The organism is Flavobacterium album, assembly GCF_003096035.1.
In the GTDB taxonomy this organism is placed as follows: Bacteria; Bacteroidota; Bacteroidia; order Flavobacteriales; family Flavobacteriaceae; genus Flavobacterium; species Flavobacterium album.
This window is the reverse complement of record NZ_CP029186.1, coordinates 2,930,430-2,943,461: the sequence shown is the minus strand read 5'-3', so window position 1 is coordinate 2,943,461 and position 13,032 is coordinate 2,930,430. Positions and strand designations below refer to the sequence as shown.

Sequence of the window (13,032 nt, the reverse complement as noted above, 5' to 3'; positions counted from 1 at the left end):
TTGGCAAAACTATAACATCCGTGTTCTAACCCTTTCCCTAAATTCGTTTCATGGAAAGAAATCCCGACGTACTTATTGTTGGCGGTGGCCTTGCAGGGCTCACGGCGGGCATTCACCTGTCCCAAAAAGGGCTGTCGGTTACAATTATAGAGAGAACATCATACCCAAAACACAAAGTATGCGGCGAATATATTTCGAATGAAGTAATGCCCTATTTAAAATGGCTTGGCGCCGATGTCTCCTTCCTGAATCCTGTGTCCATCAGCAAGTTTGAATTCTCATCCGTGACCGGCCATCCTGTAACGGCACAGCTCCCACTGGGAGGTTTTGGCGTAAGCCGTTATGCGCTGGATAATTATCTGTGCGAAAAAGCGAAGGAAAACGGCTGTAAAGTGATTTTGGGGGAAGTAAAAGGTGTTAATTTTATCGATGATAAATTTTACGTGGAATCTTCCGATGCGATATATACATCGAAAATCGTGTTGGGGGCATTCGGTAAGAGGTCGAACATTGACAAAGAAATGAACCGCGAATTCATTCAAAAGAAGTCACCATGGCTTGCTGTTAAAGGGCATTATAAAGGCGAATTCCCTAATGATACCGTCGCACTGCACAACTTTCCCGGTGGCTATTGCGGCGTATCGAAAGTAGAGAACGATGTGGTGAACGTCTGCTACCTTGCCGATTATGAAACCTTTAAAAAATATAAGAATATTGAGGAGTTTCAGCTCGAAGTCCTTTATAAAAACAAAAACCTGAAAGCGATACTGGAAAACAGCACCCCTCTTTTTGACAAGCCACTGACGATAAGCCAGGTATCGTTCGATAAAAAACTCCCGGTTGAAAATCATATCCTGATGATGGGCGACACCGCGGGGCTCATCCATCCTTTGTGTGGCAACGGTATGGCGATGGCAATACACAGTGCCAAGGTCGCTTCAGAATTTGTATCTTCCTATTTCGATGGGACGATCACCTCACGCGAAGAACTCGAAAAAAGGTATGCCGGCGAATGGAAAAAGCAATTTAGCCAACGGCTGAAAACCGGCAGGCTATTGGGGAGCGCCCTGCACAATAAATTGCTTACACGGCCATTACTGCATGCGGTTACATCGTTTCCGTCGCTGCTGCCGAAAATTATAAAGCGAACACACGGCCAACCTATAGATATTGCTTCGTAATGGGGATAACGACCAAACACCGTACACAGGAGCCTGAGATAATGGATGACTTTTCACTGGAAGGCGAGGAGTTGCGCGATGCATTGGACAAGATCGCTTCCATAAACCAATTATTGGGTGGCAACAAACTTACACTTGAAGGTGTGGAAGAATTGCTTAAAAAAACAAATACAACCAAAACGATAACCATAGCCGATGTGGGCTGTGGAAACGGCGATATGTTGCGGATGCTTTCGGTGCATGCCAAAAAACACAGCCTGAGATTTAAGCTGATAGGGATTGATGCTAACCAATTCACTGTCAATTATGCCGAAAAGCTCTCAAAAGATTTTCCGGATATCGAATACAAATGCATTGACATCTTTAAGGACGAGTTTGCAACCCTGAAATACGACATTGTATTGTGCACGCTGACGCTTCACCATTTTAGAGATGAGGAAATATTAAAAATAATGACGACCTTTAACAGGAATGCGTCAACAGGCGTAGTGATAAACGATCTGCACCGCAGCAAAATAGCCTACAGGCTTTTCGAAATGCTCTGCCGGATCTTTGCCCTTAACCGTATGTCCCGCGAGGATGGACTGGTGTCGATATTAAGAGGATTTAAAAAGGAAGAGTTGCAGGCATTCGCCAAAAAACTAAACATAAAAAACAGCAGCATCCGCTGGAGGTGGGCATTCCGCTATCAATGGGTCATTTCAAAAGTATGAGCGTAAAAATTATAACGGTTGCCAAACAACTGCCCAATTATTCCCGGACCACAGAAGAAATATTACCTTTGGTGGGCATGTGGCTTGATGGCCAGGATGAACGCTTTATCCGGAAAGTAAAGAAGATATTCGAGGGTGCTGCCGTAGATAAACGCTATTCCATCATGGAACCTGAAGAGGTTTTTACAGCAACTTCGTTTGAGGAAAAGAATGATATTTATGTCCGCGAGGTTATTGAATTGGGTGAAAAAGTCCTGCAAAACGCTTTAGATAAAGCAGGATGGGAACCGAAAACGCTGGATTATATCATTACGGTGAGCTGTACGGGTATCATGATTCCGTCACTCGATGCTTACTTGGTCAACCGTATGAAGCTGAAACAGGACATCGTTCGCCTGCCGGTTACCGAAATGGGCTGTGCAGCGGGAATTTCGGGAATCATTTATGCGAAAAATTTCCTCAAGGCTAATCCCGGCAAGCGTGCCGCGGTTATAGCCGTGGAAGCCCCAACTGCTACGTTCCAGCTTAATGATTTTTCGATGCCGAACATCATCAGCGCGGCAATTTTTGGCGACGGCGCTGCGTGCTGCCTGCTGTCATCTTATGAAGAAGATAAAGGGCCGAAAATACTGGACGAGCAGATGTACCATTTTTATGATGCGGAACACATGATGGGCTTCAAGCTAACTAATGGAGGCCTTCAAATGGTACTGGACATTGAGGTGCCGGAAACCATAGCATCGCACTTTCCGGATATTATCCACCCTTTTTTGGAAAAGAACAATTTGAAGATAGACGATATAGACCACCTTATATTCCATCCCGGAGGGAGGAAGATCGTGAGTACCGTAGAGGAATTATTCTCATGCTTGGGAAAAAACATTGACGCGACTAAAGAAACATTAAAACAATATGGCAATATGTCGAGCGCAACAGTGTTGTATGTATTGGAAAAAATTATGGATACCAATCCACAACAGAGAGAGAAGGGAGTTATGCTGAGCTTCGGGCCGGGGTTCTCGGCGCAACGGGTTTTATTGGAGTGGTAACCCGTGATCCTGCAAGGTTTTAAAAACCTTGTAGGTATAAATTAAGAGTACAGAAAACATTTAGTAATAAAACCTACAAGGTTTTGAAAACCTTGCAGGAGGAAAAACGATAATGAATAAAAACGAAATCCTTACAAAACTCCCTTACCAAAAGCCTTTCCTCTTTGTGGATGAGCTTCTGCATATAGATGAAAGCGGCATAACCGGAACGTACACTTTTGATAAAAATCTTAATTTTTACAGTGGGCATTTCAAAGGCCATCCCGTAACGCCCGGCGTGATTTTGACGGAATGCATGGCACAGATCGGGGTTGTTTGCCTGGGTATATTTTTATTAAATAATGAATTGAATACAAATATCGCAATTGCCTTAACATCAAATGAAATAGAATTTTTAAAACCGGTTTATCCTAATGAAAAAGTTACTGTGGTTTCAGAAAAAATATATTTCCGTTTCGGTAAATTGAAATGCAGGGTAGTAATGAGAGACGAAGCCGGTGACGACGTTTGCAAAGGGACGATTGCAGGCCTGATAACGAACAATAAATGAACAGGAGGGTTGTAATAACAGGTCTTGGCATTGCCGCTCCAAATGGGGTCGGCATTCCTGTGTTTACCCATGCCATTAAAAATGGGATATCCGGTATAAAACACGATGCGGAACTGGAAAGGTTACAGTTTTCCTGCCAGATTGCGGGCAGGCCAGAGATAACAGACGAATTAAAAGCAAAGTATTTCTCTGAACTGGAATTGCGTGGCTTCAACAGCACCGGGATTTTGTATGGTCTTATTGCAGGGATGGAAGCCTGGGCTAATGCCGGACTGGAAATAAATACCAGCGACGAACCCGATTGGGACAGTGGTATTATTTTCGGTTCGGGAACATCGGGCATTGATAAATTTCGCGAAAGCATTTATAAGATAGACGATCTGCAGACACGCCGCTTGGGCAGCACCGTTGTAGCCCAGACCATGAATAGCGGCATAAGCGCCTATTTGGGCGGCAAGCTGGGGCTGGGCAACCAGATAACGACGAATTCATCCGCCTGTGTGACGGGAACGGAGAGCATCCTGATGGCTTATGAACGTATAAAGTGCGGACATGCCAAACGAATGCTGGCAGGAAGCACGGGCGACAGCGGGCCTTACATCTGGGCCGGCTTTGATGCAATGCGGGTATGCACTTTTAAGCATAACGAAACACCGGAACAAGGCTCACGACCGATGAGCACATCGGCATCGGGGTTTGTGCCGGGCAGCGGGGCGGGGGCAATGGTACTGGAAGAACTGGAAAGTGCACTGGAACGAGGCGCTGTAATATATGGCGAGATACTCGGCGGGCACGTGAATTCCGGCGGGCAAAGGGGAGAAGGCACTATGACCGCGCCCAATAACATTGCGGTACAGCGCTGTATTACGGAGGCCATTTGGGATTCGGACATTGCGGCAAGCGATATTGATGCCATTAATGGACACCTGACTGCCACATCAAAAGACAGCCTTGAAATAAAGAACTGGGTGGAAGCTTTGGGCCGGAGCGGATCAGATTTCCCGTATATCAACTCATTAAAATCCATGACGGGGCATTGCCTGAGCGGGGCGGGTAGCGTAGAGTGCGTGGCATCGGTGCTGCAACTGCACGAAGGCTTTATCTTCCCGAACATAAATTGTGAGGATATCCATCCGGAAATTGTATCTTTGGTTGATCTTTTAAAGATTCCGCAACAAAAAATTAACACGGAAATAAATATTTTGGCGAAAGCCAGTTTCGGTTTTGGCGATGTGAATGCCTGCATTATATTTAAGAAATTCACAAAATGATATGAATAAAGAACAGATTACAGGCAAGCTGAAAGCCATCATAAAACCCTATACCTCTGAGGTAGAAGTGTATGACAAACTTACAGAAGACACCGATTTTATAAACGACCTCAAAATCAATTCGGCCAACCTGGTTGATATTGTATTGGATATTGAAACCGCATTTGACATCAGGATAGAAAATGAAGAGATGGAGCGTATGCTGACCGTAAAGGCAGCCCTTGACATCATAGAAGCTAAGCTTGCTGAAAAATGATAGGCAACGACGTAATTGACCTTGCAGCGGCAAAAAAGGAAAGTAACTGGCAGCGGGAAGGCTTCCTGCAAAGGCTGTTTTCTGAAGAGGAGCAGCAGGCTATTGCGAACCATCCCGAACAGGAAACTATGGTGTGGGTGCTTTGGAGCATGAAGGAAGCCGCCTACAAAGCCTGGAACCGCCAGACACGGACGAGGGCTTTTATTCCGCACTTGCTGCATTGCTCGGTTAAAGTTTTAGACTCGGAAAATTTTATGGGGAAAGTGGTTTGCGGGGATTTTAAATATCATACGCAGACATCCATTTCAGATGATGCGCTGCATACAGTGGCTGTTGCCGACAACTCCCAAAAGATACACGAACCGGTAAACCCTGAAATTATAAAGGGTGAAGGCGGCCTGCCATTTATCCGGGACAAAAAGAAACTGCTTCCGGCATCGGTAAGCCACCACGGCAGGTACCGCAGGGTTATTTCCGTATGTGATTAAATAGAGTATTTAATATACTATATTCGCTAAAATCAGCGTCAACAGTGTACCCTTTTTTACATTGTAATAATTTAAAGCCCTTTTTCCTTTTTAATTTATCCGCGAAAAATTAAATTAGCGCATATTTAATTTACAATGGATAATAACGCGATTGAAAGCCTGCGGGAAGCACTGAAATTCTCGCCAACCAACATCCCCTTACGACTACATTTAGCTGAAAGCCTGCTGAACCTTAACAGGCTTGAAGAAGCTGAAAAAGAATATAAAGAAGTACTGTCACAGCAAAACCACCCCGGAGCCAAATACGGCCTGGCACTAACCTATTTCCGACAAGGACAATATGCTACCTGCAGCGTGATACTTGAAGATGCACTGCACAGCGACCCCGACAACATTAACTTTTTGGTGCTTTATGCCAAAACATTGCTTAGGGAAAACCTGTACCAACAGGCTGTGGACACCTACCGAAAAGTACTGGAAATGATTCCCGGCTATACCGATGACGAGCTCGATGCTGAACTGCGAGTAGGCATGGGGCCGCAGCCGCAATTCCAGGAAGAAGAGAACAATGTATTCCTTACCAAACCCAAAACCAACTTTGGTGATGTGGGCGGTATGGAAAAGATTAAAAAAGAGATCGAGCTAAAGATAATCCACCCGCTGAACCACGCCGACCTGTATAAGGCATACGGCAAGAAAACAGGCGGCGGGATACTGCTGTACGGCCCTCCAGGCTGCGGCAAGACTTTTATTGCCAAAGCAACAGCAGGGGAGATCAACGCTAATTTTATCAGCGTCGGGCTGAATGACATTCTCGATATGTGGATAGGCAACAGCGAGAAAAACCTGCATGAAGTATTTGAGACCGCACGAAGGAACAAGCCATGTGTTTTGTTTTTTGACGAAATAGATGCACTGGGGGCAAGCCGGAGCGACATGAAGAATTCGGGCTCGCGCCACCTGATCAACCAGTTCTTGCAGGAGCTTGATGGTATGGAGTCGGATAATGACGGCATACTCGTACTGGGTGCTACCAATGCACCCTGGCATTTGGACACTGCTTTCAGGAGGCCGGGCAGGTTTGACAGGATTATCTTTATCCCGCCGCCGGATGAAGAAGCGAGGGAGTCTATTTTCAATATCAAATTAAAAGGTAAACCGGTAGGTAGCATCAATTTTGGCAAACTGGCCAAACAGACCGAAAATTACTCGGGCGCTGATATTGAGGCTATTATTGATATCGCCATTGAAAGCAAGCTGGAAGAATCGTTTAAAACCGGTATCCCGGAACCTATACAGGAAAAAGATTTGGCGAATGCCATAAAAAAACACAACGCCAGTACAAAAGAATGGTTTGTCTCTGCGAAGAATTTTGCGCTGTATGCCAATGAATCCGGGCTGTACAATGATGTGCTGTCCTACCTAAAAATAAAGAAATAATGACGGAAGGCCTTTTGGAAAGAGCCATGCTGCTCCTGCAGCAGCAACGCTATAACGATGCCGAAAAGATACTGGGCGAGCTCATCAGGGCAAACCCGAACGATGACTATGTGCTGTACCTGCTGAGTGAGATAAGCCTGCATAACGAAAATTATGCCAGGGCAGAAGAACTCATAAATAGTGCGATAGCACTGCACCCAACGGCAAGCCATTATTTTTTCCTGAAATCGAGGCTGTACCTGGGAAAGGAGAAAATAACAGAGGCTGAGAAATATATAACCGAAGCCATCAGCATGGATCCGTACCAGGCAGAATATTTTGCCTTTTGGGCACATATAAAACTGGTGCGTAAAAAATACAGTGAGGCACTGGATATTGCCAACCAGGCACTGGCGCTTGATTCTTCCCATATTTTTGCCCTGAATGTGCGCAGTACGGCATTGCTGAAACTCGACAGGAAGGAGGAATCATTTGATACCATTGCCGAAGCATTGAATGAGAATCCTAATAATGCCTATACGCACGCTAACTACGGCTGGGGGCTTTTGGAAAAAGGCGAGACCAAAAAGGCACTCGACCATTTTAGCGAAGCGCTGAAGAACGACCCCAATTCGCCCCACGCACAAGCCGGGATGACGGAAGCATTGAAAGCACGTTTTCTGGTTTACAGGTGGTTCCTGCAATACTCGTTCTGGATGTCGAACATGGGCGCAAAATACCAGTGGCTGTTCATACTTGGCTTTTATTTCGGTTCAAGGGCATTACGCGCATTGGCAGACTCCAATGAAGCATTGCAGCCGTTTTTGTATCCTTTGGTCATGCTGCTTTTCATCTTTGCTTTTTCGACATGGATCATCACCCCGCTGAGTAATTTGTTCCTGCTATTAAATCCTTACGGGAAACACCTTTTGGACAAAAAGCAAAAGATAAGCTCTTCGATTATAGGAGCCTTCCTGCTCATATCGCTATTAAGTGGCCTTACTTACTTCATAACAGGTCAAGACCAGTATATCATCCTTGCATTCTTTGCGTTTACCATGATGATACCGTTGAGCAAGCTGTTCGCAAAGCCATCGGGATTGTTCCTTGGTTATAACGCCGTTATGTTCCTTTCAGGCGCAACGGCTGTGGCTATGGTGTTTGTAAAAGGCATTCTTATGGAAGACCTAGCGACAGTGTACCTGATAGGGCTCGTAGCGTTCCAATTCCTGGCTAACTTCTTTGTAACAAGGAGATGAAAAACCTGAAGCAAATGATAATGGTATTGCTTATTTGCTTTACAGGTTACGGCCAGCAAAGCTATGCCTTTGATTATGTGATGGAATATGAGATTGAGCATTTAACGGAAAAGGGGAGTCCAAAGTCGAGTCATTACTGTTTTATGAGTTCGACTAAGAGCAGTTATATGATGATAGTTAATGAAATGGGTAAGGAGGTAGGAATGACGCTGGTACTGGCAGGAGGCAAATATTATTACGGCACCATCGCAAAAGATGATTTCTTTGTGGAAGCGATCAGCCTGAAATGCCCACGTAGCGGAACTTTCGCCCAGACAGAGAAAGTCAGGGATTTCGAACTGGTACCAAAAAACGACACTGTTATTGATAAGCGATCCTTCAGTCATGTAGTATTGAAGCCTGTGAACAGGAGAAAAACAGAGAACCGCGAGATATTTACCAAACATTACATAATGGACAACAGCCTTTACCTAAATTTTCCTTCACTGCCTCCGGACGATATCGGCTACCGTTTTTGGGAAGAAAAAGAAAAGATGCCAAATGGAATTTTAAAGGAATGTAATGTAACCGATGAGAAAGGCAAAGTCATAACACGCACGCGCCTCGTGCAATTCATTAAGCTGAAAAAGCTGATCATGGTCGATAAAAACTGTAAATGATAGGTTTTAAAACGTGGGACATACGTTAAAGCTTTCTTAATATTCCCCGCGATTCAGGGGTATTAGTTGCAATTTAACTATTTTTGGTACTCATCGCCTTATTGCAATTTTTAATTTAATACAACTGGATAATGAAGAGCGGATTCACAATATTTTACACGGATGATGACCAGGATGATTTAGAATTCTTTAAGGAGATTGTAGATACAATTGATGCCGATGTGAGCGTAGTTACACAAAATAATGGTTCACAGCTGCTGCATGCACTCAACAACCCACCACCGCACCCGCATCTTATATTTCTGGATATTAATATGCCCGGAATGACGGGGCTGGATATACTTCAAAAAGTAAGGCAGTCTGATAAAGAACTTCCCATTGTAATGTTTTCAACCTCGGGAGATGAGGATACGATAAAGAAAAGCAGGGAGCTCGGTGCCAGTTATTATGTGCCTAAGTCGGGGGTTTTTGATCAATTGAAAAGATCTATCGAGCATGCCCTCGGAATAAACTGGGGAAGCTTTGTCCCGGACGATAAAAATTTTGTTTACAGCTACTGATCTATATAATGAACGGAACGACCACTGTCCCCTTTTTAGACAATTTACGCCAGGCTACAGCCAAATCCCATACAGACCTTGAAGAACTGCCCATTTCAGCTTCGGTAACAGATACAAATGTTACCAACAGCGAATATGCCGGGTATCTTAAGCTGATGCGCGACGTAACGGCAGATACCGAGGAGAATATTTTTCCTTTACTGGAAGGCATCATCCCGGATCTTATGCAGCGCAGCAAAACGCATCATATTGATGCCGACCTTGCTGTATTAGGTATTGAAATCGGTACGCACAGCAGGCCGGTAACCCGCAACCTTAAAGAAATATCTACGGGTTTTGCCCTTGGTATAATGTATGTTGTAGAGGGCTCTTCACTGGGCGGCAGGGTCATCCTTAAAAATATCAGTGCTGCACTCGGCTATGATGCAGAGAATGGCGCCTCCTATTTTGCAGGGTATGGCGGCCAGACCGGCAGTTACTGGAAAAATTTCCTTTCGGCATTATCACAATATGAAGCCGAAAACCAATGTGCCTCTGAAATTATAGAAGGGGCCAATTTTACATTTGATGCAATAAACGCACATTTCAGGTCAAACGCACCTCAATAGCTGTATGAAGATAAAGGATATTGTAAACCGTGAGATTGTCAACCTCACCAATTGCGAACAGGAACCGATACACATACCCGGCAGCATACAGCCACACGGCTTTCTGCTTGGGCTTAAGGAAGGTACTTTTACCATCGACTTTTGCAGTGAGAACTGTGAGGCTTTCATTGGCCGCACCTATTCGGGATTATTAGGAAACACTTTTTCAGCAGCTTTTGGCGATGACGCACTAAAGCAGCTCAGGGATTATATAGCTAACGGCCATATGCTGTCATCATCGTTATTGAGGCTGCAGCTTAACGGCAGTGAGTTCTTATGCACTGTTCACTATAATAACACTGTTTATATCCTTGAGGCGGAACCTGTAAGTAAGGATATCAGGGACGCAAGTGAGGTATACGACCAAACCTCGCAGTTCCTTACCTATATGCACGATACGCATACACTAAAAGAGCTTTGCGGCCTTGTTGCAAAAGGTACGCGCGAGGTGACAGGTTATGATCGTGTAATGATATACCGTTTTGATAAAGATTATAATGGCGAGGTGTTTGCCGAAAGCGTAAGGGAAGACCTTGAGCCATTCCTTGGACTGCATTACCCGCATACCGACATACCACCACAGGCACGGGAATTGTATATGCAAAACCTTTTAAGGCTTATTACCGATATCAACTATACGCCGGTTCCTATATTTACCGTAGATGACGGTGAAAATAAAAACCTCGACCTTAGCCTTTCTATTTTGCGCAGTACATCGCCTATCCATGTACAATACCTGCATAACATGGGGGTGGGGGCAACCCTCACCATATCGCTTATCCATAAAAAAAAGCTATGGGGGCTGATAGCCTGCCATCATTATTCAGCTAAAAATATAAGCCCTGAAATCCGCCTTGCAGCACAATTGCAGGGCCACTTCATCACATCACAAATAGATGTCAGGCAGTCATCTGAAGAGTATGAAGAAGCTAGGAAAGTAAATCTTTCCCTGGAAAAAATGAATACGTTTAGCCTGGGAAGCGCTTCTGCCTTACAGGAAATTGCAGATGCTCAGGATATTCTCAAGCTTTGCAATGCATCTGGTATATCGATCGTATTTAATGACAAAGTATACAAGAGCGGGATCGCACCGGAAGATGACGAAATAAAGCAGCTGGCCAACTGGCTGGCAACTTATACTGTAAATAGCAGCTTCCATACTGACAAGCTTATTGACTACCTGCCTGAAATGAAAAGCACCTGCGAGAAAGCTTCGGGTATCATTTACCACTCACTGGATATAGACAGTAATAACTGTATCATTTGGTTCAGGCCCGAAACCATTACAGAGGTAAACTGGGCGGGTGACCCAGCAAAATCGATTATAAAAGACAAAAAAGGGCTTTCCCCAAGGAACTCCTTTGCGCTTTGGAAGGAGATTGTTAGCTGTAAGAGCAAGCCATGGCTGCAGCCTGAAACAGATGCTGCGGCTGCTTATGCTTTCAGCCTCCAACGGCATATCAACCTGCTCATTATCTCTTTGGAAGAGGAAAAATACCGTAAGCTGAGCGAGTTGCTGAAGCAGACCAATTCTGAACTGGAAAACATCAACTGGATAAGCACGCATGACCTTCAGGAGCCTTTGCGGAAAATCCAGCTCATTTCATCCCGCATTTTAAGCAAGGAAGCGGATATGTCGCCAAACCTGCAGGATTCACTTAAACGGATGAATACATCGGCACAGCGAATGCAGACATTGCTCGTGGATATACTCAAATACACGAAGCTGAAACATACGGATGATTCACTTGAATTGGTCGACCTGGCATCGATTATCGATGAAGTAAAAGAAGACATGACTGAGACGATCGCAGAGCATTCTACACAAGTAATTGCTGAAAACCTGCCTAAAATTGAGGGCATTCCATTTTTGCTGAAGCAATTATTTTCAAATCTAATAGCTAACTCGATCAAATATTCATCACCGGACAGGCAGCCACCTATGGTAAAAATAATTGGCGAAAAAAAGCTTATGGCTTATACTCCCGAAGATAAGCACAGGTATCAGGTGATCCATGTTACTGATAACGGTATAGGGTTTGAACAGCAGTATGCCGAATCGATATTCAATATATTCACAAAGCTGCATGCGTCTTCAGAGTTTAAGGGATCCGGTGTCGGCTTAGCGCTGTGCAGGAAGATCATGCAAAACCATAAAGGTTATATTACGGCTTCCGGGGAATTAGGAAAAGGTGCTGTTATAAGTTTATATTTTCCCGTAAACGAAATATAATATCAGTTAAAAGCAAGTTGAACAATCAAACTAATCTGGAATTATCAGGATGGGAACATTGCATGAAGTATATCAGTTAAAACCAAGGGTTTTAAATTCCGGATCCATCCTTAAGGTTAGTAAAGAGAAGGCAAATTCATTTTTAGAAAAATATCCTGCAAGTAAAAATGTTTATAATGAAGCACGGGGTTTTTCTCAGGATACCTTTATTATAAACTCTACCGATGGAAAAATTGAAAGATTTGCAATGTATACTACTGAAAGAATAATCGACTGCGGGGAACCAGGCATATACCTTTCTGTTCAGGATGGCAGTAAGCATGGATTTATTAATTTTGAGAAGTTTCTGGAGGAGTTGACACCGTATTTAGATGATGCTTTATTCTATGTAATTTGGGATCACATTATAAGTAGGTATGAGATTAAAAAGGGAAAATTTTTATTTGAAACTAAAACGAATTATGCCGACTGGGGTTATGATTTTGAAGAATATTTATTTGCGAATTACGCATATTCCGGACAGCTCATCGCCGACTACTATATTGAAAAATGCAATGAGATGATGTTGCACCATCTTGAAATAATTAATGATGGCGATGATCTTAAGGAAAGATATTATGAAGAGGAAGAGTATGAAAACCTACTGCAAAGGCTGCATGACTACAAGAAATTTATTTCACAGGAAAAATTAGGGGAGTTAGAAGAATGGCTCAGGCTTCAGCTTGTGGGTTAGACATTCAAAACTAT

General features: G+C 43.9%; 14 protein-coding genes. All 14 read left to right on the top strand.

All coding sequences use genetic code 11. The annotated features are described in order from the left end of the window. The first annotated feature begins 50 nt into the window (after positions 1-50). A complete protein-coding gene (locus HYN59_RS13335) occupies positions 51-1,181 on the top strand; it encodes an NAD(P)/FAD-dependent oxidoreductase (protein ID WP_108778734.1) in 1,131 nt (376 codons plus the stop codon). Continuing rightward, a complete protein-coding gene (locus HYN59_RS13330; protein WP_108778733.1) occupies positions 1,181-1,894 on the top strand; it encodes a methyltransferase domain-containing protein in 714 nt (237 codons plus the stop codon). The genes HYN59_RS13335 and HYN59_RS13330 overlap by 1 nt, the downstream gene beginning before the upstream one ends. Then, positions 1,891-2,943 carry a type III polyketide synthase gene (locus tag HYN59_RS13325; RefSeq protein WP_108778732.1) on the top strand — a complete coding sequence of 351 codons (1,053 nt, stop codon included), beginning with the start codon at positions 1,891-1,893 and terminating at the stop codon, positions 2,941-2,943. Before HYN59_RS13330 ends, HYN59_RS13325 begins: the two co-directional genes overlap by 4 nt. Before the next feature lie 112 nt (positions 2,944-3,055). Beyond that, positions 3,056-3,493, top strand: coding sequence for a 3-hydroxyacyl-ACP dehydratase FabZ family protein (locus tag HYN59_RS13320; RefSeq protein WP_108778731.1), 438 nt, complete (start codon positions 3,056-3,058; stop codon positions 3,491-3,493). Continuing rightward, positions 3,490-4,764 (top strand): beta-ketoacyl-[acyl-carrier-protein] synthase family protein, encoded by a 1,275-nt coding sequence (locus tag HYN59_RS13315; protein ID WP_108778730.1) that lies wholly within the window; start codon positions 3,490-3,492, stop codon positions 4,762-4,764. Before HYN59_RS13320 ends, HYN59_RS13315 begins: the two co-directional genes overlap by 4 nt. A gap of 1 nt (position 4,765) precedes the next feature. After that, a complete protein-coding gene (locus HYN59_RS13310) occupies positions 4,766-5,020 on the top strand; it encodes an acyl carrier protein (RefSeq protein ID WP_108778729.1) in 255 nt (84 codons plus the stop codon). Next, positions 5,017-5,508 carry a 4'-phosphopantetheinyl transferase family protein gene (locus tag HYN59_RS13305; protein WP_108778728.1) on the top strand — a complete coding sequence of 164 codons (492 nt, stop codon included), beginning with the start codon at positions 5,017-5,019 and terminating at the stop codon, positions 5,506-5,508. The genes HYN59_RS13310 and HYN59_RS13305 overlap by 4 nt, the downstream gene beginning before the upstream one ends. 135 nt (positions 5,509-5,643) lie before the next feature. Next, entirely contained in the window at positions 5,644-6,948 is a 1,305-nt protein-coding gene (locus HYN59_RS13300; protein ID WP_108778727.1) for an ATP-binding protein, read from the top strand. Beyond that, positions 6,948-8,186, top strand: coding sequence for a tetratricopeptide repeat protein (locus tag HYN59_RS13295; protein ID WP_108778726.1), 1,239 nt, complete (start codon positions 6,948-6,950; stop codon positions 8,184-8,186). The genes HYN59_RS13300 and HYN59_RS13295 overlap by 1 nt, the downstream gene beginning before the upstream one ends. A gap of 14 nt (positions 8,187-8,200) precedes the next feature. Beyond that, entirely contained in the window at positions 8,201-8,845 is a 645-nt protein-coding gene (locus tag HYN59_RS13290) for a hypothetical protein (RefSeq protein ID WP_146185937.1), read from the top strand. Between the two features lie 131 nt (positions 8,846-8,976). After that, a complete protein-coding gene (locus HYN59_RS13285) occupies positions 8,977-9,405 on the top strand; it encodes a response regulator (RefSeq protein WP_108778724.1) in 429 nt (142 codons plus the stop codon). An 8-nt stretch (positions 9,406-9,413) separates the two neighbouring features. Next, entirely contained in the window at positions 9,414-10,013 is a 600-nt protein-coding gene (locus HYN59_RS13280; protein ID WP_108778723.1) for a biliverdin-producing heme oxygenase, read from the top strand. A 4-nt stretch (positions 10,014-10,017) separates the two neighbouring features. Further along, positions 10,018-12,285 carry an ATP-binding protein gene (locus tag HYN59_RS13275; RefSeq protein WP_108778722.1) on the top strand — a complete coding sequence of 756 codons (2,268 nt, stop codon included), beginning with the start codon at positions 10,018-10,020 and terminating at the stop codon, positions 12,283-12,285. Positions 12,286-12,334: 49 nt separating this feature from the next. After that, entirely contained in the window at positions 12,335-13,018 is a 684-nt protein-coding gene (locus HYN59_RS13270) for a hypothetical protein (protein ID WP_108778721.1), read from the top strand. The last annotated feature ends 14 nt before the right edge of the window (positions 13,019-13,032 follow it).